Annotated in this window: 19 protein-coding genes; 5 read left to right on the forward strand and 14 right to left on the reverse strand. The window is 61.7% G+C overall.

Features of this window, described 5'->3' with window-relative positions:
- Positions 1-7: 7 nt before the first annotated feature.
- The 9 genes from G513_RS0102850 to G513_RS0102890 all read right to left on the reverse strand — a co-directional run bounded on the left by G513_RS0102850 (position 8) and on the right by G513_RS0102890 (position 8,002).
- Entirely contained in the window at positions 8-586 is a 579-nt protein-coding gene (locus G513_RS0102850; RefSeq protein ID WP_022975320.1) for a DUF1788 domain-containing protein, read from the reverse strand.
- Positions 577-1,179, reverse strand: coding sequence for a DUF1819 family protein (locus tag G513_RS21060; RefSeq protein WP_022975321.1), 603 nt, complete (start codon positions 1,177-1,179; stop codon positions 577-579). The genes G513_RS0102850 and G513_RS21060 overlap by 10 nt, the downstream gene beginning before the upstream one ends.
- A gap of 534 nt (positions 1,180-1,713) precedes the next feature.
- Positions 1,714-2,040 (reverse strand): hypothetical protein, encoded by a 327-nt coding sequence (locus G513_RS0102860; protein WP_156891360.1) that lies wholly within the window; start codon positions 2,038-2,040, stop codon positions 1,714-1,716.
- Positions 2,041-2,177: 137 nt separating this feature from the next.
- Positions 2,178-2,477, reverse strand: a complete 300-nt coding sequence (locus tag G513_RS0102865) for a hypothetical protein (RefSeq protein ID WP_156891362.1) — start codon at positions 2,475-2,477, stop codon at positions 2,178-2,180.
- A 678-nt stretch (positions 2,478-3,155) separates the two neighbouring features.
- Entirely contained in the window at positions 3,156-3,443 is a 288-nt protein-coding gene (locus tag G513_RS0102870; RefSeq protein WP_156891364.1) for a hypothetical protein, read from the reverse strand.
- Positions 3,434-5,050 carry a DUF3987 domain-containing protein gene (locus G513_RS21065; RefSeq protein WP_022975325.1) on the reverse strand — a complete coding sequence of 539 codons (1,617 nt, stop codon included), beginning with the start codon at positions 5,048-5,050 and terminating at the stop codon, positions 3,434-3,436. Before G513_RS21065 ends, G513_RS0102870 begins: the two co-directional genes overlap by 10 nt.
- Positions 5,047-6,069: a toprim domain-containing protein gene (locus G513_RS21070; RefSeq protein ID WP_022975326.1), complete on the reverse strand. Its 1,023-nt coding sequence runs from the start codon at positions 6,067-6,069 to the stop codon at positions 5,047-5,049. Before G513_RS21070 ends, G513_RS21065 begins: the two co-directional genes overlap by 4 nt.
- Before the next feature lies 1 nt (position 6,070).
- A complete protein-coding gene (locus G513_RS0102885; RefSeq protein WP_022975327.1) occupies positions 6,071-6,316 on the reverse strand; it encodes a helix-turn-helix transcriptional regulator in 246 nt (81 codons plus the stop codon).
- Between the two features lie 468 nt (positions 6,317-6,784).
- The gene (locus tag G513_RS0102890) at positions 6,785-8,002 is read right to left on the reverse strand and encodes a tyrosine-type recombinase/integrase (RefSeq protein ID WP_022975328.1); all 1,218 of its coding nucleotides are present in this window, start codon (positions 8,000-8,002) and stop codon (positions 6,785-6,787) included.
- Positions 8,003-8,453: 451 nt separating this feature from the next.
- Here G513_RS0102890 and gloA point away from each other — a divergent pair, with 451 nt between their 5' ends.
- Complete coding sequence (gloA, locus tag G513_RS0102895; protein ID WP_022975329.1) at positions 8,454-8,990, forward strand: lactoylglutathione lyase; 537 nt, start codon at positions 8,454-8,456, stop codon at positions 8,988-8,990.
- Between the two features lie 47 nt (positions 8,991-9,037).
- Here gloA and G513_RS0102900 read toward each other — a convergent pair whose 3' ends face one another.
- Positions 9,038-9,505, reverse strand: coding sequence for a 2,4'-dihydroxyacetophenone dioxygenase family protein (locus G513_RS0102900; RefSeq protein WP_022975330.1), 468 nt, complete (start codon positions 9,503-9,505; stop codon positions 9,038-9,040).
- A 237-nt stretch (positions 9,506-9,742) separates the two neighbouring features.
- On the opposite strand from G513_RS0102900, the gene G513_RS21075 reads away from it, so the two are divergent.
- A complete protein-coding gene (locus G513_RS21075; protein WP_022975331.1) occupies positions 9,743-10,711 on the forward strand; it encodes a helix-turn-helix domain-containing protein in 969 nt (322 codons plus the stop codon).
- A 22-nt stretch (positions 10,712-10,733) separates the two neighbouring features.
- On the opposite strand, the gene G513_RS0102910 is transcribed toward G513_RS21075, so the two are convergent.
- The 4 genes from G513_RS0102910 to G513_RS0102925 form a co-directional block, all read right to left on the reverse strand.
- Positions 10,734-13,184: a PAS domain-containing hybrid sensor histidine kinase/response regulator family protein gene (locus tag G513_RS0102910; RefSeq protein WP_022975332.1), complete on the reverse strand. Its 2,451-nt coding sequence runs from the start codon at positions 13,182-13,184 to the stop codon at positions 10,734-10,736.
- A 164-nt stretch (positions 13,185-13,348) separates the two neighbouring features.
- Positions 13,349-13,969: a YceI family protein gene (locus G513_RS0102915; RefSeq protein ID WP_022975333.1), complete on the reverse strand. Its 621-nt coding sequence runs from the start codon at positions 13,967-13,969 to the stop codon at positions 13,349-13,351.
- Between the two features lie 63 nt (positions 13,970-14,032).
- Positions 14,033-14,593 carry a YceI family protein gene (locus G513_RS0102920; protein ID WP_022975334.1) on the reverse strand — a complete coding sequence of 187 codons (561 nt, stop codon included), beginning with the start codon at positions 14,591-14,593 and terminating at the stop codon, positions 14,033-14,035.
- A 28-nt stretch (positions 14,594-14,621) separates the two neighbouring features.
- A complete protein-coding gene (locus G513_RS0102925) occupies positions 14,622-15,173 on the reverse strand; it encodes a cytochrome b (RefSeq protein ID WP_028475065.1) in 552 nt (183 codons plus the stop codon).
- A gap of 119 nt (positions 15,174-15,292) precedes the next feature.
- Between G513_RS0102925 and G513_RS0102930 the strand changes: the two genes are divergently transcribed.
- The 3 genes from G513_RS0102930 to G513_RS0102940 all read left to right on the forward strand — a co-directional run bounded on the left by G513_RS0102930 (position 15,293) and on the right by G513_RS0102940 (position 20,209).
- Complete coding sequence (locus tag G513_RS0102930) at positions 15,293-15,895, forward strand: TetR/AcrR family transcriptional regulator (RefSeq protein ID WP_022975336.1); 603 nt, start codon at positions 15,293-15,295, stop codon at positions 15,893-15,895.
- 103 nt (positions 15,896-15,998) lie between these two features.
- Complete coding sequence (locus G513_RS0102935) at positions 15,999-17,141, forward strand: efflux RND transporter periplasmic adaptor subunit (RefSeq protein ID WP_022975337.1); 1,143 nt, start codon at positions 15,999-16,001, stop codon at positions 17,139-17,141.
- Between the two features lie 5 nt (positions 17,142-17,146).
- The gene (locus G513_RS0102940; RefSeq protein WP_022975338.1) at positions 17,147-20,209 is read left to right on the forward strand and encodes an efflux RND transporter permease subunit; all 3,063 of its coding nucleotides are present in this window, start codon (positions 17,147-17,149) and stop codon (positions 20,207-20,209) included.
- Positions 20,210-20,266: the final 57 nt, after the last annotated feature.

Below are 20,266 nucleotides of genomic sequence, written 5' to 3' on the forward strand. Positions count from 1 at the left end.
ATTTTCTTTATCCGACGAGGCGAAAGGCGCGGTAGTACGGGCTTTCGCCGAGTTCACCGAACAGGCGTAATGACTGGCCGTCGTAACGGCCGGGGTAGAACAGGACCAGGGGCGTCGCACCCATCAGCGGCTGGAGACTGTTCAGCAAGGTATGGGTGCGGATCAGCGGGTAGGCGCTGCCAACACCGGTCAGTAACAGCACATCGCAGCTGCTGGGCGGCTGGCGCTTCATCAACTCGGCAGCGACTTTGTCGGCACTCAGCGGTGCAAGCAGTGCTTTCAGCAGGGCGTCGTCGCCCTTCTTGCGCTGCATGTCGAGCGACTTTTCGTACAGGCCGCGCGCTTCGACCATGCCGATCAGCAGATCCAGCAGATTGATACGCGCGACTCGTAGATCCGGCTTGCGCTTCGGGATCGCGTCAACCAGGAAGTCGACATGGGCTCGAACCTGTTCTTCTGCCTCTGGCGGGTAGTCGAAGGCGTAAAACGGGACTTCGTTGCCGAGGCCGCGCCCGGACAAGAATTCCGCCGATGTGATCCGATCCAAAATAGCGTTCAGTCGGACTTCGAGCGTGGTCACGGACATATCAGCAGGCACTCCAAAATTTGACGCTCGCCTGCGGCTTCGAGCAATTGACGGACAGCAGGTTCGATCGGGCGACGACGCAGCGCGAGGTGTTTGGTATCGAGCACGAAGCCGGCTTCCTGCAGCATGCGCATGCCGTTCTGGCGGAGCTTTATGCGGGTCGACGCGTTGTAAGGCTCGATTTCCGGGTGCGCGCGCAGCTGCTGGTCGATGTAGTCATCCCAGGCGGTTGGCGCGAGCGCGGTTGAGAAACGACGGAACTCGTCGCGCAGAACATCACGAAGAAATTGACCGAACAGTGGCGAGAACTTGACCGTGGCGGCAAGGGCGACGTCGGTGGCTTCGGCATGGCTGCCGTTGCGTGCCAGCTGCCACAAGGTCGTCGGCACGACCTGCAGCCGTGAGCGGGCAAGGGTGGCGTAGGTCACCGCTGTCAGGCGGGTTTTCTTCTGTAGGACGTTGTCGACTTCGATCGCCTGCTTCCAGTCCGCAGGCGAGATCCGATCCAGCAACAGCCCTGCCACGATCCGCGTTTCTGGAACGATCAGGGAGGCCTTGGTGAAGTTCGCCTTCATCGTGCGCGGAACGGCCATTGCGGCGCCGCGTCCATGCCAGCGGCGGGCAATGCAAGGCAGCCCGCTGGCCTGCGGGGCAAGAAGAACTGAGCCATTACTCCCCGAATAAATTTTGTGGCCGATTAGCGGCTTTTCGTGAGTTTAGCCGTGCTTGTCGGCGCAGTGTTCCTGCTTGCCGGCTGTACGTGCTGATGACGGTTCTGAAGCGTGATCAAGCTCTCACGACGAGTCTGTAGCCTTCAGGAACGGAGCGGAAGTTAGGCGCGGGCATTGGGCGGCTGTTGACTCGGGTAGGCCAAAGTTCCGATTGCCTTGAAACAACTGTCGCAGTTTAGTGGTCTGCACCCCGAGCCAGGTACGGAAGGTTGGCTCTACATACCAACGACGGTACGCCTACCTCGGGGTACAGATGAAAAAGGAGACACCGGGTGGAAGTAAGGAGATTTTTGACGCCGCTGTATCCGCGACGCTGAATCTGACCTTCCCACAACCCAACGGGCCACCGTCGGGGCGGCGCCTCCCCCGCAGCATCTGGCCGGTGACGACAGAAGGTCAATCAGCCATCACTGATGCCATCAACGCTCGATAAGCAGCGCTTCCGGATCGTCGACGCTCGGCTTTCGTCAGAAGCGCGCTCAGCAGACGTAGTGCATCGTCAGCAGCCTTCAAGCGCACGTCTTGGTCCGTAGGCTCCGACGCGACATGCACCGCCCACAGACGGCCGAACGCCAGGTTGACCGACGCGCGCCAGCGCTCCGGGACGGCCCCTGCATTGTTGGCGTGGCGGCGGTGCTGCAATTGCTGCTCAGGTTGTGTGGCCTCGCCCATAAAGCACTGAAGCCGGTGGTTTCTCGATTGCATGAAGGATTTGCGACTCATCGTTCTCACCCGAATGGTTGCCGCTGGCGCTGACTCAGAAAAGCGCAGCCGACGGCCGCGCGATGCTGGCGCTCGCGAATTGGGGTTCTGGTGTGAAGCAATGACGCTACCCGGAACGGCCTGTTAGATGCCGGTCTTCAGCCGTCGATGACGAGCAAGTCGTGATTGAAGGTCTTGTGTATCACTCGAATATCCGCTCCGACCAGCGCCTTTATTTCCAGAGCGATAAGCCGGCCCTCGGCATCCAGATAAACCGGGTCGAACTTTTCGGGCTCGTCAAGCCGAAGCCAGAAATGACGCTCCCAGTCGTCAATACGCTGTTCCAGCGCTTCCGGCCAGCCAAGCTCGTCCAGCCATATAGCAGCAAATGATTGATCCCAAATGCATGCGCCATAGTCAGCCATCAGGGTGATTTCGGTGATGGGGTCTGCATCCATGGCAGGAGAGGCTTGGGGCTCGATCATCGAAATAGCTTACCCGGCATGCCGGTTCAGCAAGGCAGGGTCTTCATCGACGCTGCTCGAAGAAGTAAGAGACTTTGGGCTAACCACCGCCAGCGAACGGTATTGGTCCGACCCTCGTTCAGGTCGACGATCGGTAGCGACGAGAAATAGGCCGCGATAAAAAGGTCTAGGAAGGACGCCATACCTTCATCGTATTCCGGCCCTCTCAGGAACCGGCCCCCCAGTCGGCGAATTTTCTGGTGCTCTAGACGTTTTGAGTATATCGGCCGTCGAGTGCGGGTAGGTAGTGGCAAGGTTTCGCTTTAGACATCTTGTAAGTCGCCAATTTGATGCTGTCTAAACCATCGGTAGATCAGGGATTTGCGCTGATACCCTACGTCGGCCTTGATGGAAGCGGAGCCATTAGGAGCACGGTAATGGTCCGACCGTGCGCCGCAGCCGCACACGTAGGACACAGACCGTCCGTAGGCGTCATCCGATAGTGATGCCCCCGCTCCCAGCGCTCGCGTGTGATCCGGTGCTTTACAGCCGCTCGGCTAGTGCCGAAGCGGGCGGCCACGTCGTCAGCGTTGATTCTCCGACCGCCGCGTTCCCAATACAGCCGGGCTTCAAGCCAGATGTGCGCCGATAGGCGAGGGGTGTACGGCCGGCTCACGCGGTGCCCTCGGACAATTTCAGCAGCAGACGGGCCGCAACTTCCGCGTTCGCGCGAGTCATGCCGCCGTCGTATTCCATGATGGCGGCACGCTCTTCGAATGCTTCGGATTGCGCTTCGCGCCGAAGCACTTCCGCCACCTCGTTCCTGCACGCCACCAACGCCGGCAGCATGCTTGTCAGCGCCGCTTTGGGTCCTTGGTAGCGCACACGCCCGGCTTCATGCCAGAGCCTGACGCCAACGGCCTGGGCTTCGCCGATCACTCCTTCCGCGTTCAAAGCCAACCCTCGACAATCTCGTCCGCATCGGCTTTTTCGCTTTCAGCAGTAGCAGCTTGCGAACATTGCGACTGTTGCGAACATTCAATAACCGCAAGGGTTTCAGCCTGCGAACTTAGCTGCGAACTTCGTGCGAACTTTGACCGGGACACATCCGGTTGTGCTTGCTTGATCCGGTACTCGGTCCGCTTCCTCGGTCCACCGCCGTCTATTTCGCGCCGTTCGATCCGAGCTTCAAGGGCCAGCCTCTCCAGTGCTTCGTCGATCACGGGCTTGGCGGTGTGACCTTGGAAGCATTTGCTGGTGATGTCCTTCCGGCTTTGCCATCCGTCCTTAAGAATCAGCCAAGCTGCCAGCTTCTCGGCGTCATCGTTGCGGTGCGCTTCGCCCTCTACGTCAACTGCCGGCGCGAAGATCATTTGCGCGGACTGGGCGAAGTAGGTCATCCATGCCTGCGCCGCTTCGACATGGCCCCGATCGATTTCGTCGGCAAGGTCAGTGACCGCGAACAGGCCTGCCATTCGTAACAGCATCGGGGCGCGCCGTTGCAGCAGCCCCCCGATCAGCTCGCCACCCGGATGCGGCTTGGCGAACTCGCGGTAGCAGTCGGCATACAGGCTCAATGCCGTGCGGCTCATTCGCAGGGGGCAAGTTTCCGTTGCATCGGGGTAGCCCGCCAAGCCATGCCGGATGATGGCCGCGAACAATTTCGCCAGTTCGTGCACGGTCGCATCCGACGCGCGGCTGGGAAAAGGAATCACGCCCGTGCGTTCGCCCCAGACCATCAAAAACCGATTGGCAAAGCCGTTCGACAGGTCATTGCTGGCGAGCTTGGCGCGCAGTTCGGTCGGCGTGATGCAGCCATGCAGGGCGATGTGGGGCCGTGATGCCCAGACCTGTGAGGACTTCGTTGCCGGCTTGATCGCCGACCCATCCCAAACATCACGCAGACACGTAGACAGCGTGTTGCCGTCGCGTTTTCCCTGTGCGAGCACGTTGGCAAACTCCGATTCGACGATGAACAAGCGCTTGTCGACGATCGGCGGGTACTCGGTTTTCCCTTCGGTATAGCCGTCATGAATCAGCACCGCCAGACCTTCACGGCTAGACAGCCCGCCCGTGTGCATCTGCGGGCGTAGCGTCGTCGCATCATCCAGCTTGCCGATGGCAGCGATGACGCGCTTCAACAATCCCAGTGCCATGCCCTTGCCGCCTCGCGAGCTTCGGCCGACGTGCAAGGTGAACAGACGCAGGTGATGCCATTCGTCGCCGATCGCTATCGCTCGATTGCGGCCCATACAGGCGGAGAGCCAGGACATTGCCGCCGCCATGGCAGCGACAGGATTGACCTCGGTGCCTTCAGCGGCTTGTCGGGCGAGCCTGCCGAGCGGGCCATAGAACATTGCCGGATCGACTGCCGGGGGCGGAATCACGTAGTCCGATTCTGATTCCGCTGCGTCTTCTGCCAACGTTCGCGCGCGGTTCGCAGCAACCTTCGCAGCCGCAAAGCCACGTCGTTGCTGAATGTTCGCAAGGTTCGCAATGTTCGCGACCTCAATTGTTTCTTGCGACAACGCACCCGGTGCATCGCTCAAACCCAGATCGAGGGTCATGACCGCACCTCGCTTACCGCGTTCAGCAGCACTGCTGCCGTCGCGTCGCGTCCATAGCTCGCCTGATAGTCGTTCCAATCCGTGCCAGTATCGCCAGCGCCGAATGCCGGTGCGATGACGGTGCCGCCAATGGCTCGCGCCGCTGCCCGGCCTTTGGTCAGCCCCGGATTGCCCGGTGTGCCGTGATCGTTGTCGGCACCGATGACGATGCGAGCGCTCGGGTACTTCGCCCGAAGCGCTAGTGCGACGGGTTCAAGGTTGCCGGCGTCGAATGCGGTGACTGTCGGCCAGCCTGTCACCTCATGAATCGTTGCCGCCGTGGCGAAGCCTTCGGCGATGGCCAGCATGCTGCCAGCGGCCAGCGGAGGGCTTCCGAGGGCATGAAAGCATCCGGTTTTCGCGGTATCCGTCAGGAATCGCTTGCCGCCGTCGGCCGCGATGAATTGCAGGCCATGCAGGGTGTCGGACGTATCGACGACTGGCACCACGATGCGGGCCGCATGCTGGCGCGAGCCGTGCGGCTTGATACCTTTGCGGATCAGGTAAAAATGCGCGGCATCGACTTCTTTAGCAGCTTGCCAGAGCGTTGCGGCACGCTTCCGGCAGACCTGCCGCGCCTTGGCGACTTCGGCGCAACGCATGGCCCTTGCGGCTTCCACCCGCGCTCGGTGATCAGCCTGTTCGGTCCTTGTCAGCATTCGCCCGATACTGGCGCGCCAAGTGCCGCCGATGCCAGATTTCCAGTGTCCGAAAGCCGCAGCAGGAACGCCATCCACATGCAGGATGTACCAGCCGTTGACGGTGCCGCGCCGATCGCCGTCGACATGAAAGCGATGCAGCCTGCCGTCGGCCTGAATCGCGGCATCGGTATCCAGTCCCGCCGATCGCAGCGCGGCCCGGAACGCGTCAACGACCTCGCCAAAGGTGAAGACCTTAGCCGTATGATTCTGGTGTGTTTGGACATGCAATCCCGCCGCTTCCCGGTTCCAGCCGGGCGCGGCGTTTTTGTTGGCGTGCATGTCAGGCCACCGCCTTTGCGGCCAGTGACGCACGCAGTTCGCCGACGTTCCAAACCGTCGTGCGGGGCCCATGCTTGCGCGGCGCAGGGATTAAACCGGCGTTCACCCAACGCCATACCGTGGCGGCGGAAACTGCATAAAGCTGCTCGACCGTCTTCTGCCTGACGAATGCGCAGTCCGGGGACCGGTCAAAGTTTTCGAACGATGCGGACTTGGCGTTATTTACGATCTGCGTTTTGTCGGCCATTTTTAGGTTCCGCTTCCCTCCGTCACGTCCAGCGGGGCGCTGGTTTGCATGAGCAAGGTGAAGTCGTTCCTATGGTTATGCATGCCAATCGCCGTTCTGGCGGGGGGTTTCCCAAGTCGTCTCGCTCCGACTAATGCGGTCTTTTTCTATATCAATCAGATATTTAGGAAAAATCCGTACGCCCCGTATGCTCTTAGCAACCTTCCTGCCGGCGTGTTTTCGAATCCGCGCACCCCAGTGTTGTCAGCGATTGTCCGCGGCCACGGTTTAAGTCCCCGGAGCAACCTGCAAGCGCGTCACGAGGTCACGTCGCTGCAAGAAGCTGGGATTGCCTGGCCGCACCGATGGGTCGTCGGTTCGGCGCAGCGTCAACAAAGATCAAAAAGCAGCGGCAATGGTCATGTCGCCACTGGTGCTTCCCGCCGCAGTCGAAACCTGACTTCGCGTCGAGCAGGCACCGCAAACACTTTACCGAGCGGACGGTGGGAGGTCTGCGTTTAAAAAGCCCGCCCAATCAGCCATCAGGTTTCGTCGTTTTACGAAAAGGTCGCCGCGAGCATAGGCACCCTCGGTCGCGTCACCAACACGATGCGCGAGTGCCAGTTCGGCAACTTCGCGAGGGTAGGCGGTGAGTTCACCCGCCCAATCGCGGAAGGTACTGCGGAAGCCATGCACGGTTGCATCGACGCCCATGCGCCGTAGGATCATCAGCATCGCCATACCTGATAACTGCTCCCCGCGCGGCGAGCGAAAAACTGCGTCGGTTGCGGCGCCGCGCGGCAACGTCTTTAGCAGATCAATTGCTTCTGACGTTAGCGGAACGCGGTGTTCTCGCTCGGCTTTCATGCGCTCGGCTGGAATCGTCCAGCAGGCGTTTTCAAAGTCAATTTCACCCCAAATCGCTCCACGCACCTCGGTGGTCCTGGTCGCAGTAAGGATCGTGAATTCCATGGCGCGCGCCGCCACGCCCTTCGCTGTGCGCAGCCGGACCATGAACCCACCTACTTCGTGAACAGGCAGCGCCTCGAAATGCCCCTTCTTGGTGACCTTGGTCGGCTTCGGCAGCATCATCTGCAAGTTTCCGCGCCATCGAGCAGGGTTCTGGCCGGTGCGGCCTGCACGTACCATCGACGATGCGATGACGAGCTCGATTCGGTTACGGACGCGGTTTGCAGTCTCCGTTTTCGTGGTCCATATCGGATCGAGGATCGCCAAGACGTCCTGATTGGTGATTTCCCAGACCACCTTGTTCCCGATCACCGGGAAGGCGTACTCCGTCAGCGTCGATTCCCACTGCGCAGCGTGTTTGGCGTTTTTCCATCCGGCTCGATGCGCTTTGATGTAATCGGCGGCGGCTTCCTTGAATGTGTTGCGTATGCGCTCGGCGGCTTCATTGCGGATGGACGCCTGTGCTCTTGCCCTTAGTTCCACCGGATCGATGCCTTCGTCGATCGCTAGACGTTCCTTTCGCGCTCTCTCGATTGCACCCGCCAGTTTTACAGCAGGGTAGCCGCCAAGACCCATTTCCCGGCGGCGGCCACCGATGCTCGCGCGAAGCACCCAAGATCGTGCACCCGAGTCCTTAACCTGCAGGTACAGGCCGGGTACGGTGCCGACTGACCAGGTACCCGGCGTCTTCAAGCGCTCGACTTCGAGCGCCCGCAATTCTTTCGCGATTCTTGGCATTATTTGAACTCAGACCCACCATCGGACCCACCATAGGTCCTAAGGTCACATGATAGGGCTTGAGATGATATACGTCTATAAGTATTTGTTAAATAACGAATAGTGCGCACTATTGTCTGCGTCAAACCGTCTCAATTTAACTCAGAATGGCGGACGCTCTCTCCGCCACACAAATGAAAAAGCCCCTTGAATGGGGCTTTTTCATTTGTGCGACGTGCGCACGAGAGCGGGATTCGAAGCGGCGGCAGCCGCCGGGGGTGGAATCAAGGACGGGAGAGATGGAACGTAAAGCCCGACTTTTTGTGCGAAGCGAGCGCGGCGAGCGGAATTCGCTTCTGCCAGTTGCAGGTTGCACTGTTCGCCGGGTGCCCTTGCACTGCCGCGAGTACGTTCAGGACCGTACTTCGATGAAGTAGGGTACTTGGCCCAACAGAACCTTCACGGACTGCACATGACAACTCCTACAACAGACGCTGCTCCCGCCGTCACCCGGGACTTCATTCTCAGCCAGACGATGCTGCGCATTCGTGATCCGGAGCAATCGATCGCCTTCTATCGCGATGTACTGGGCATGACCCTGCTGGATCGCTTCGATTTTCCGGAGATGAAGTTCAGCCTGTACTTCGTCGGTTACCTGCGCGCAGAGGATGGAGTGCTGCCGGAAGAGCGTCTGGCGCGCGCCGAGTTCACGTTTCGCCAGAAGGGTGCGATCGAGCTGACTCACAACTGGGGCACGGAATCGGATGAGGCCTTCACGGGCTATCACAATGGCAACGGTGATCCGCGAGGTTTTGGACACATCGGCATCACCGTGCCGGATGTGGACGCCGCCTGTGATCACTTCAGTGCCCATGGCGTCGAGTTCGTGAAGCGTCCGAACGATGGAAAGATGAAAGGACTGGCTTTCATCAAGGATCCGGACGGTTACTGGATCGAGGTTCTGTCAGCCAACAATTCGGCTCGCCTCGTGACCCACACCGCAGGCTGATCGAGGAAGGCGCGTCGCTATGCGGCGACGCGCCTTCCTGACGGGCCTCAGGCTGCTTTCCTGACACCGGCCTGGGAATCGAGAAACGCGTGCCAGGCGCCTTGCGCCTCTTTCCAGCCCACGGCCACGATCGGATTTCCCTCCGGCGTGATGAACAGCAGAGGGCCGAGGAAAGTCATGAAGAACTCGCTGTCGACCGGGAAGCTGGTCTGGTCGTGACGGGCACCCGAGGATTCATATCCGTAGCCGGGCGCAACAGCCGTATCGCCGCCATTCGCCTTGCCGCCGCGAACGTCCATCAGCCCCTTGGTCAGCAGGTATTCGCCAGGCCCTTGATGGACATGGGCGTTGAAGGACGATCCCTTCGGGCAGTCGAAGATCGCGGTCCAGGCGCCCATCTCGGGCGAGACGTGCAGCAGCTTCCAGCGGATTCCTCCCGTCGACAGGACATCGGGGAACGGTGCCCAGGGCTGGGCATCGATCTGCACGTACTCTTCGGGCGTTTGGCTTTTCATGATGGCTCCTCTGGCTGGTCCGATTGCAGGTGCCGAGCGACATCGCCAATCAGGTCGACAGGGCTATTGAAGGATAGACAGCGACCGGCGGTGGCTCGTTGCCACGGGTGCCATTCCGTGTGCGTTTCCGTGCAAGCGAAAACTACGAGTTCTTGCGAACGACACTGATGACGTTACAGTGCAAGTCACGAGCAGGACGCCGCATGAACGGTGCCGCTCGATGGAGGAGGAAAGAAAATGACTGCCAGCGCAACGGAGTGGTCCACTGCGGCTCACTCGCGGCGGGACTCTTATGAAGCTTGGGAGAGCAAGCTGCAGGAGGTCTACGGCGCATTCCGCTTCGACGACAAGCCGAGCGACGCGTTCTCCGCCAGCATCAGACGCCGCGTTGTTTCCGGCTTTCAGGTGGTGGATTGCCGATGCGATCCCTGCGGCGCCACGCGTACCGGCTCCGAGATGTCCCTGGATACCCGCGAGGTCCTGGGCATCCAGCTGGTTCTGCAGGGGCGTGAACACATCTCGTTCGGGCACGAGCAGATCGTGCTGACGCCCGGTGACCTCCTGATCTGGGATACCACCCGGCCGATGCGCTTCCAGGTGATGGAGAGTCTGCACAAGGTTTCAGTGCTGTTGCCGCTGGCCCGTCTGCAGAGCTGGTTGCCGCGCAGCTGGCATTCGATACGGCACAAGCTCGACAAGGATTCCAACGCCGCGAAGCTGATGGCGTCCTACGTTCGTTCGGTTTCGCCAATGTTCATGAGCGGCGCTTTCAGCCAGAGCGATGGCCTGACCGAATCGGCGATCGGTCTGCTGGTGACAGCGCTCGAGGATCCTCAAGCACCAATCTCGACCTCGCTGCGCGAAGTGCAGCTGGAGCAGGTTCGCGATTACATCGATGCCCATCTCGAAGATCCGGAACTCTCGCCGGCCACGATTGCCAACGGCACCCGGATTTCTGTTCGTTACCTGCACTGGTTGTTCAAGAGCACGGGAACGACAGCGTTCCAGTACGTCGTGCACAAGCGCCTGCTTCGCTGCCGCCTCGATCTGGAGAATCCCCGGATGCAGGGCCGCAAGATCATCGACATCGCCTATTCCGCAGGCTTTCAGAACGCGACGCACTTTGCGCGCAGGTTCCGCGACGAGTTCGGTATGAGCCCGAAGGATTACCGCGATTCACGCCTCGAGATCGCTGCCAATCAGTGAGCGTCGCTGGGACTGTGCAGTCCTATCGGTCGATCATCTCGCTGACCAGCGTCGTCAAGGCTGCCAGTTCGAAGGGCTTGGTGATCACTCGCATGTCGTGCGTCAGGTGGCCGTTGCCGACCACGGCGTTCTCGGCGTAGCCGGTGGCGAAAAGCACCTTGAGGTCGGGTCGGACGACTCTGGCCGCATCGGCAACCTGACGCCCGTTGAGGCCGCCGGGCAGGCCGACGTCGGTAATCAGCAGATCAATCCGGGTATCCGATTGCAGGATCTTCAGGCCTGACGGCCCGGTGTCTGCTTCGAGGACGCGATAGCCCGCTTCTTCCAGCACCATGACCAGCAGCATGCGGATCGATTCTTCATCGTCGATCACCAGCACGGTTTCGCCGTGGCCGGTCTGTGGCTGTTCCTGGGTAGCGGTTTCGTCGGGCGTATCCAGTTCGCCGATGTAGCGCGGGAAGTACAGACACATCGTGGTGCCCATTCCAAGCTCGGAGTAGATGCGCACCTGGCCACCGGATTGCCGCACGAAGCCATGAATCATCGACAGGCCCAGGCCGGTGCCTTCGCCGATCGGCTTGGTGGTGAAGAACGGATCGAAGGCGCGGGAAATCACCTCGGGCGTCATGCCGGTGCCGGTGTCGGTGACGCACAGCGACAGATATTGACCGGGGACCAGATCGCGTTCCTGCGCTGCGTTCCGGTCGAGCCATTTGTTGGCGGTCTCGATGGTGATCCGGCCGCCATCGGGCATCGCATCACGCGCGTTGATGACCAGATTCAGCAAGGCGTTTTCGAGCTGCGGCGGATCGACGAGCGTTGGCCAGAGGCCGCCGGCGCCGACCACTTCCACCTCGATGGCCGGGCCGACGGTGCGGCGAATCAGGTCCGCCATGCCCGCGATCAGCCGATTGACATCGATGGGCTTGGGATCGAGCGTCTGGCGCCGCGAGAAAGCCAGCAGGCGCTGGGTCAGCGCGGCGGCGCGATTGGTGGAAGTTCGCGCTGCATCGATCAGCCGCTGGACGCCATTGAGGCGACCGTCCTGAATCCGCTTCTCAAGCAGTTCCAGGCTGCCGCCGATGCCGGCGAGCAGGTTGTTGAAGTCGTGGGCGATGCCGCCCGTGAGTTGCCCGATCGCTTCCATCTTCTGCGATTGCCGCAGGGCTTCCTGAGCTTGCGCCAGCGCATCGGCCGATGCGCGCTCCTGGGTAACGTCATGCCCGATGCAATAGATCAGGCCGTCTTCCTCGACACCGAACCAGCTGATCCAGCGATAGGTTCCGTCCTTGGCGCGGTAGCGGTTGGGAAAGCGGAACGCGGGGTTGTCTTCATTGATCGCCTGAAATCCCAGGCGCGTGGATTCGACGTCATCAGGATGAAGCAGCTCGAAAATGGAGTGCTGCGAAACTTCATCCTCGGTCCAGCCGAGCACCTGTTCCCAGGCCGGATTCGAAGTCTCGAAGTAACCCTTCCGGTTCAGCGCGCCAAGCAGGTCCGGACAGAGCTTCCAGATCTGCCCGCGCGCCTGGGTGCGCTCGATGACCTGGCGTTCGAGGTTGGCGTTGAGGTCTCTGAGTCGGGCCTCGCTGTCGCGCAGTGCGGCTTCAGCTTGCGCGCGCTCGGTAACGTCGGCGCCTTCGACGAAGATGCCGGAAACCTGACCGTCGGCGTCCTTGATCGGCTGGTAGACGAAATCGAGCAGCCTTTCAGTTGCCGGAGCGTCGTGCGTTGCCTGCGCCTCGTAGCGGGCACTGGAAGCCACATAGGTTTCGCCGGTTTCGAAGACCCGGTCCAGCACTTCGATGTACTCCTGCGCCTTGGTTTCGCCGACAAAGTCGGAAACCTTGAGGCCGACGACGTCGCTGCGTCCAACCAGCTTCAAGTAACCCGGATTGGCCAAGGCGATGCGGTGCTCCCGGCCGCGCAGCAAGGCCATGAAAGTCGGCGCCTGGGTGAACATCTGGGTCAGCTGTTCCCGTTCTGCAGCAAGCTGCCGGCTCGCCTGCACGGCCTCGGTCGTCTCCAGGACGAACACGATCACGCCGCCGGGACGCCCGCTTTCGTCGAGTACTGGCGAGTAATCCAGGTTCATCCAGAGCGTTTCGGGTTTGCCGCGCCGCTGCAACGACATTTCCTGGTTGCGATAGGTCAGCGTGCCGCCAGCCAGCCCCACCTTCATCACGTTGTCGTTGAAGCTCGCAACTTCCGGCCAGGCTTCCCGCACCTTGCAGCCCAGCAGTTGCGGGTGACGATTACCGGCGAAAGCCGCGTAGCCGTCGTTGTAGATCAGGATGCCATCCGGTCCCCACAGCAGGACGATGGGAATCTTCGACAGCAACAGGGTGCTGGTGGTCGTCTTCAGGCTCGCGGGCCACTGATCGATCGGCCCCAGGGCGGTGCTCGACCAGTCGAAGTCGCGAATCAGCCCGGCGAGATCCGCCGAGGCCGTGTGCAAGGTGGTGTTCGTCATTCCGAACTTATCTTTATTGAATGGCTGCGAAGAACTGCGTGTTGCACGCTATTTGACGATTATTGCCTCTTGCTCAAAAGGAAACCACGGCAAGGGCCGTGGTTTCTGGTCAGCGGATGCCACTTCTTCTCGAGACGAGAAGGAGCGGAACATCGAATGCTTGCTTAGCCGGCCGGGCCTGCCGCTTCATCCTTCAGCGCCTCGACCTGGATTTCCAGAGTCACCTTGCCGTCGGGAATTGCCTTGCCGACGCCGTAGCTGACGCCGAAATCAGTGCGATCGATCGTGGCGCTGGCATCCGCACCGCAGACTTCGCGCTTGTAGAACGGATGCGGAATGCACTTGAACTGGTTGACCGTCAGACGCACCGGCTTGGTCACGCCGTGCAGGGTCAGGTCGCCGTCGACGGCGGTCAGCGTGTCGCCGCTGAACGTGAGCTTGGTCGACTTGTAGGTGGCCGTCGGGTACTTGGCGACGTCGAAGAAGTCTTCCTTCTTGGCGTGCTCGTTCATCTTGTCCATGCCGAAGTCGATCGAGGTCATATCCATCAGGATTTCGATCGAACCGGTCTTCGCAGCACGATCGAGCACGACCGCACCGCTGTTCTTGTCGATCTTGCCGCGCCAGAACGAGATGCCGCCGATGTGCGCGGCCTTGAAGCTCGGATAGGTGTGGCTGGAATCGATCGTGTAGCTCTCGGGCGCGGCGAGCGCGGCACTGCAGGCGAGCAGCAGGGCGGCGGGAAGCAGGCCAGCGGTAAACAGATTCTTCTTGAGGTTCAGCATTGGGGGACTCCTGTCAGTCGTGAGTTCGAAAACGGCTAGCGGCAAATCGGGTGATGCGGGATATCAGCCGGCGGCGGGCACGGCGATGCGGAAGCGGATCTTCACCGTGTCTTCGACGGTGTCATCCCAGCTGGGGCTGCCGATTGCGAAGGCCTTGCGGGAGATCGATACGGCGCCGCTGTAGGTGGTCATGCCGCCTTCGGTCTTGGTGGTGACCGGCACTTTCAGTTCGACGGTCTTGCCCTTCAGGCTGAGCTTGCCGCTGGCTTCGAAGTTGCCCGGCGTGGTCGGCTTCAGGCCGCTGGCAACGAAGCTAGCCTTGGGAAATTTCGCGGTGTCGAACCACTCCGGCTTGCGGACTTCGGCGTTGTAGTCGTCATCGCCGATATCGAAGCTCGCGGTATCGATATCGAAATGGGCGCGCGCCTCGGCTGGTTTGGCGGGATCAAGATCGACGCCGCCGCTGAATTTCTTGAACGGTGCGTTGACCGGCACGCTCATCTGGGTGAACTCGGCGCTGATCGAGCTTTTCGCGGCGTCGATAGCGCGTTCGGCGGCGAACGCGGTGGGAGCAGAAGCCAGGCTCGCCAGCGCGAGGATGGCGGCGACGGAGCGGAAGCGCATGGGGCGATCAGGTCTCGGAAAATGAAGCTCAGCGGGATGGAAGCACGGGCAGCATGCGGCGCAGCGTGCCATCGCGATCGATCAGATGATGCTTCAGTGCGGCGGCAGCGTGCACTGTGACCAGCGCGGCCATCGTCCAGTTCAGCAGCTCGTGGATCTGTTTCAGCACGGTCGCCAATTCCTTGTCCTTGGCCACCAGATCCGGCAGGCGCAGCGCCTTGATGCCGAGATAGACCACCGGATAGCCCGAGGCCGAGCTGTACAGCCAGCCGCTGAGCGGAATCGCCAGGATCAGCCCATACAGTGCGAGGTGAGTGTAGTGCGCGGCACGCAGCTGCCACATCGGTTGCCCCGGCAGCGGTGCCGGCACTGGATGACCCAGGCGCCAGCCGATGCGGATCAGCGCCAGCGCCAATACCGTGATGCCGCTCCACTTGTGCCAGGAGTACAGCTTCAGCTTGTCCGGGCTTAAGCGCAGCCCGGTCATGTACAGGCCGACTGCGAAGCCGCCGATGATCATCAGCGCCATCAACCAGTGCAGCGCAATCGCGGGGCGGGTGTAGGAGTCGTTGGCAGACATATCGAAAAACTCGGGAACGACGACACCGTAACGCGCCGCGCTGCGCATTGCCACCGCCTGTTGCCACAGAGGGAATATCCCCGGTTGACGTATGACTGACGATTTTCGATACTCGTCACATGAGAAGCGCTGCCATTACCCAGCCCGACATCCGGGACCGCATCCTGACCGAGGCCGAACGTCTGTTCCGGGCCTTCGGTTATTCCAAGACCACCGTCGCCGATGTCGCCCAGGCCTGCGAGATGTCGCCGGCCAACGTCTATCGCTTCTTCGAGAGCAAGGCGGCGATCAACGAAGCGATCACCGAAGTGGTGCTCGCGCGGATGGAAGCGATGTCGCTCGGCATCGCCCGCGAAACGCGGCCGGCGGCGGATCGCCTGAAGCGCCTGATCATGGAAGGCCATCGCTTTTCGTGCGAGCAATACCTCAATGAATCCAAGGTTCACGAGATCGTCATCAAGGCGATGGACGAACAGTGGAGCGTCATCGACGCGCACATCGAACGCATCCGCGCCTGCTTCCGGCTGGTCATCGAAGACGGCGTGCGCAGCGGCGAGTTCGTCGCCGATCACGTCGAGGAAAGCGCTCAGTGCGTGTTCAACGCGGTGATTCCGTTCTGCCATCCGCAGATCGTCGCCGAACGCTTTTCGCAGGATCGCGGTCGACAGGCGGCGCTGATGGCCGAGTTTCTGGTGGCTTCGCTGCTGGTCAGGGCGCAGTGACGGAACTGTCGAAAAATTTCGATTTTCAATAACGATTAACGGTGTTTCGTCAACGGCCGACTTGAGCCGGGACGAGTGTCCGATTGTGCGGGAGGGAGCAAGCATGACCGTCACCGAGCGCCAGTCCGGCGTGCTGCGAACGCTGAAATCTGTCTCCGTTTCAGCCGGCCTGATCGCCGCGCAGATGCTGTCGGCCTGCAGCAAGCCGCCGGTCGTGGCCGAGGAAGTGCGCTCGGTGCGCACCATCGTCGCGGCGCCGAGCGCGATCGACTCGCGCAATACCTATGCGGGCGAGGTGCGGCCGCGCTACGAGTCGAACCTTGGTTTCCGGGTGACCGGCAAGATCGACCAGCGCAAGGTCAATGTCGGCGATCGGGTCAGGAAGGGTCAGTTGCTGCTTCAGCTCGATCCCGCCGATCTGGCGCTCAACGAAGCTTCTAGCCAGGCCACCGTCACCGCCCAGGAAGCGCAGTTCGCGGTCGAGAAGGCCGACCTCGCACGCTATCGCAAGCTGCTCGATACCGGCTTCATCAGCGCCGCCGAATTCGATCGCCAGCAGACCCGCTTTGCCGCTGCCGAAGCCCAGCTTGCATCGGTAAGAGCGCAGGCCCGGGTCAGCGGCAATCAGACCGGCTACGCGCAGCTGCATGCCGATGCCGATGGCGTGATCACCGCGATCGATGCCGAAGTCGGGCAGGTGGTCGCAGCCGGCCAGACCATCGTCCGTCTGGCTCAAGCCGGCACCATGGAAGTGGCTGCCAACGTGCCGGAACAATTGCTGCGCACGCTGAAACCGGACGCACCGGTGACGGTGATGCTGTGGACCGACGATGGCCACGAGTTCCCCGGCCGCATTCGCGAGCTTGCGTCGTCGGCCGATCCGGCGACGCGTACCTATGCGCTGCGGGTGATGGTCGACAAACCGCCGCCGGAAATGCAGCTCGGCATGACCGCGAGCATCCGCATCCAGGGGCCGAAGCTGCCGTCGCTGATCCATGTGCCTCTGACTGCCTACACCGAGCAGAAGAGTGTGCACGGCGTCTGGGTGTTCGATGAAGCAAGCACTGAGGTGCACTTCCGGCCGGTGCGGCTGAGCGGCTTCGATGGCAACAGCGCCTTGATCGCCGAAGGCCTGGCCGCGGGCGAGCGCGTAGTCACCGCCGGCGCGCCGTTGCTGCGCGAAGGCCAGAAGGTACGTTTGATGCCCGATGCGGCCACGCCGGTGGCTCAAGACAGCGCCGGCTGAACACCATGAACCAGCCGGGAGATTCGAGCGGTTTCAATCTGTCGCGCTGGGCGATCGAGCACGCCTCGTTCACTCGCTTCATCGTCGTGTTGCTGATGATCAGCGGCGTCTTCGCCTATCTGAATCTCGGCCAGAAGGAAGACCCCGAGTTCACCTTCCGGATCATGGTCGTCCGCGCCTACTGGCCCGGCGCCACCGCCGCCGAGATGGAACAGCAGGTCACCGATCGCATCGAGGAAAAGCTCGAGGAAACGCCGTGGCTGGATCGCACGCAGAGCTATTCCAAACCGGGCGAAACCCAGGTCTTCGTGTTCCTGCGCGAGGACACGCCGCCGAAGGACGTGCGCAACGTCTGGTACCAGGTGCGCAAGAAGGTCGGCGATGTTCAGGGCCAATTACCGCAAGGCGTGCAGGGGCCGTTCTTCAACGATGAGTTCGGCGACACCTACATCGCGATGTACGCCTTCCATGCCGAAGGCTTCACCTATGTCGAGCTGAAGGATTACGTCGATACCGCGCGCAAGGTGTTCGGCGCGGTGAAAGGGGTGGAGAAGGTCGATCTGCTTGGCGAGCAACAGCCGAAGATCTTTGTCGAGTTCTCGTACCGCAAGTTCGCTCAGCTCGGCATCACCTTCCAGCAGCTTTCCGAAGCGCTGCGCGGGCAGAACATTGTCGTGCCTTCCGGGCAGCTGAACACCGAGGAGCGCGCGCTGTTCGTTCGCGTCGACGGCACTTACGGCGATCTCGCGGCGATCGAGGACACCCGCTTCCGGGTTGGCCGCTCGACGTTCCGGCTCGGCGATTTCGCCAAGGTCTATCGCGGTTACGAAGACCCGCCGCGGATGAAGATCCGCCATCGCGGCAAGGAAACCATCGCGCTCGGCATCGTGATGGAGAAGGACAGCGATGTGTTGAAGGTCGGCGAGCAGCTCGACAGCACCCTGGCGCGGTTGCGCAGCAGCTTCCCGGTCGGCATCGAAGTCAATCAGGTCACCGATCAGCCGAAGGTGGTGAAGAGCGCCGTCGGTGAGTTCGTGCAATCGCTCGCCGAGGCGGTGGTGATCGTGCTGGTGGTCAGCTTCTTCAGCCTCGGCCTGCGTACCGGCATGGTCGTGGCGCTGACCATTCCGTTCGTGCTCGGCGTCACTTTCCTGGCGATGGACTGGGCCGGCATCCAGCTGCAGAAGATTTCGCTCGGCGCGCTGGTACTGGCGCTGGGCCTGCTGGTCGACGACGCGATGATCGCCGTCGAAATGATGGCGCGGAAGCTCGAAGAGGGCTACGACAAGCTGAAGGCGGCCTCGTTCGCCTATACCTCGACCGCGTTCCCGATGCTGACCGGCACCCTGATCACCGCCGCCGGCTTCCTGCCGGTGGGCTTCGCGAAATCGGCGGCCGGCGAGTACACCTTCTCGATCTTCGCGGTGGTCGGCATGGCGCTGGTGATCTCCTGGATCGCCTCGGTCTATGTCACGCCCTGGCTCGGCATGATGCTGCTCAAGGAGCGCCCTGCCGGCGAGCATCACGAGCTGTTCGACACGCCGTTCTACCGCCGCCTGCGCCGGGTCATCGATTGGTGCGTGGCGCAGCGCAAGACGGTGATGATCGCGACGTTCGCGGCCTTCGTGCTTGGCGTCGCCAGCTTCGCGGTGATCCCGCAGCAGTTCTTTCCGGACTCGACACGCGACGAGCTGATGGTCGATCTGTGGCTGCCGGAAGGTGCCAGCTATCTGGCCAGCGAGAACATCGCCAAGCGCATGGAAGCGAAGCTGGCGGGTGATCCCGATGTCGTCGATTACGTCGCCTATGTCGGTAACGGCGCGCCGCGTTTCTATCTGGCGCTCGATCAGCAGCTGGCCCACGTCAACTTCACCCAGTTCATGGTCGTGGCCCACGATCTGAAGGGCCGCGAACGTCTGCGTGCGCGGCTTCGCACCTGGATTGCCGAAGAATTTCCGGAAGTTCGCGGCCGTGTCGATCCGCTGCCGAACGGCCCGCCGGTGGGCTGGCCAGTGCAGTTCCGGGTGCAGGGGCCGGACCCGAAGCTGGTCCGCAGTTACGCCGATCAGATCAAGGCGATCATCGCCGCCAGCCCGATGACCCGGAACGTCCACGACAACTGGCACGAGTCGATTCTGGTGGTTCAGGACCGTATCGATCAGGACAAGCTCCGCGTGCTCGGCATCACCAGCGAGCAGATACGTGGCGCCGGCCAGACGATCCTCTCCGGCAGCGTCATCGGCACTTATCGCGAGGCCAATCGCAATGTCGAGATCATCGCTCGTCAGCCGCTCGACGAGCGCTCGCGGATCAGCGATCTGGCCGATGCCTACATGCCGACCGCGAGCGGCGTCTCGGTACCGTTCTCGCAGTTCGGCAAGGCGCAGCCGTCGTTCGAGCCAGGCGTGCTGTGGCGCTATTCGCGGCTGCCGGCGATCACCATTCAGGCCGAAACGGTGCCTGGCAAGCAGGCGCCGGACGTCACCAATTCGATTGATCCGCAGCTTGATGCGCTGCGCGCCCAGTTGCCGGTCGGCTATGCGATCAGCATCGCCGGCGCGCTGGAGCAGTCGAAGATCGCCAACGATTCGATCAACGCCCAGATGCCGATGATGCTGGTGGTCATCGTGGTGTTGCTGATGATCCAGCTGCAGCACTTCGGCCGCACGGTGATGGTGCTCCTGACCGCGCCGCTCGGCATCATCGGCGCCGCTGCTGCCTTGCTGGTGACCGGCCTGCCGTTCGGCTTCGTGGCCTTGCTCGGCGTCATCGCCCTGGCCGGCATCATCATGCGCAACTCGGTGATCCTGGTTGATCAGATCGATCAGGACATCCAGGGCGGCCACGATCCCTGGACGGCGATCGTCGAATCAGCGGTGCGTCGCTTCCGGCCGATCGTGCTGACCGCAGCGGCGGCGGTGCTGGCGCTGATTCCGCTGGTGCGCAGCACTTTCTTTGGGCCGATGGCGGCAGCGTTGATGGGTGGTTTGATCGTCGCCACGGTGCTGACCATGACCTTCCTGCCGGCGCTATATGCGGCCTGGTTCCGGGTACGACGACCGGCGTAAGTGGGTCTGTACCGCCTTTCCGTCGTTCGTCGCCGCTTGTAGGCATTTCCGCCCCAG

This window comes from Nevskia ramosa DSM 11499 (assembly GCF_000420645.1).
Classification (GTDB): Bacteria; Pseudomonadota; Gammaproteobacteria; order Nevskiales; family Nevskiaceae; genus Nevskia; species Nevskia ramosa.

What these genes read in the sequence shown, in the direction of transcription:
- G513_RS0102850 (WP_022975320.1), bottom strand. Translation starts at nt 586, where the DNA reads ATGTCCGTGACCACGCTCGAAGTCCGACTGAACGCTATTTTGGATCGG.
- G513_RS21060 (WP_022975321.1), bottom strand. Translation starts at nt 1,179, where the DNA reads ATGGCCGTTCCGCGCACGATGAAGGCGAACTTCACCAAGGCCTCCCTG.
- G513_RS0102860 (WP_156891360.1), bottom strand. Translation starts at nt 2,040, where the DNA reads ATGAGTCGCAAATCCTTCATGCAATCGAGAAACCACCGGCTTCAGTGC.
- G513_RS0102865 (WP_156891362.1), bottom strand. Translation starts at nt 2,477, where the DNA reads ATGGATGCAGACCCCATCACCGAAATCACCCTGATGGCTGACTATGGC.
- G513_RS21065 (WP_022975325.1), bottom strand. Translation starts at nt 5,050, where the DNA reads ATGACCCTCGATCTGGGTTTGAGCGATGCACCGGGTGCGTTGTCGCAA.
- G513_RS21070 (WP_022975326.1), bottom strand. Translation starts at nt 6,069, where the DNA reads ATGCACGCCAACAAAAACGCCGCGCCCGGCTGGAACCGGGAAGCGGCG.
- G513_RS0102885 (WP_022975327.1), bottom strand. Translation starts at nt 6,316, where the DNA reads ATGGCCGACAAAACGCAGATCGTAAATAACGCCAAGTCCGCATCGTTC.
- G513_RS0102890 (WP_022975328.1), bottom strand. Translation starts at nt 8,002, where the DNA reads ATGCCAAGAATCGCGAAAGAATTGCGGGCGCTCGAAGTCGAGCGCTTG.
- gloA (WP_022975329.1), top strand. Translation starts at nt 8,454, where the DNA reads ATGACAACTCCTACAACAGACGCTGCTCCCGCCGTCACCCGGGACTTC.
- G513_RS0102900 (WP_022975330.1), bottom strand. Translation starts at nt 9,505, where the DNA reads ATGAAAAGCCAAACGCCCGAAGAGTACGTGCAGATCGATGCCCAGCCC.
- G513_RS21075 (WP_022975331.1), top strand. Translation starts at nt 9,743, where the DNA reads ATGACTGCCAGCGCAACGGAGTGGTCCACTGCGGCTCACTCGCGGCGG.
- G513_RS0102910 (WP_022975332.1), bottom strand. Translation starts at nt 13,184, where the DNA reads ATGACGAACACCACCTTGCACACGGCCTCGGCGGATCTCGCCGGGCTG.
- G513_RS0102915 (WP_022975333.1), bottom strand. Translation starts at nt 13,969, where the DNA reads ATGCTGAACCTCAAGAAGAATCTGTTTACCGCTGGCCTGCTTCCCGCC.
- G513_RS0102920 (WP_022975334.1), bottom strand. Translation starts at nt 14,593, where the DNA reads ATGCGCTTCCGCTCCGTCGCCGCCATCCTCGCGCTGGCGAGCCTGGCT.
- G513_RS0102925 (WP_028475065.1), bottom strand. Translation starts at nt 15,173, where the DNA reads ATGTCTGCCAACGACTCCTACACCCGCCCCGCGATTGCGCTGCACTGG.
- G513_RS0102930 (WP_022975336.1), top strand. Translation starts at nt 15,293, where the DNA reads ATGAGAAGCGCTGCCATTACCCAGCCCGACATCCGGGACCGCATCCTG.
- G513_RS0102935 (WP_022975337.1), top strand. Translation starts at nt 15,999, where the DNA reads ATGACCGTCACCGAGCGCCAGTCCGGCGTGCTGCGAACGCTGAAATCT.
- G513_RS0102940 (WP_022975338.1), top strand. Translation starts at nt 17,147, where the DNA reads ATGAACCAGCCGGGAGATTCGAGCGGTTTCAATCTGTCGCGCTGGGCG.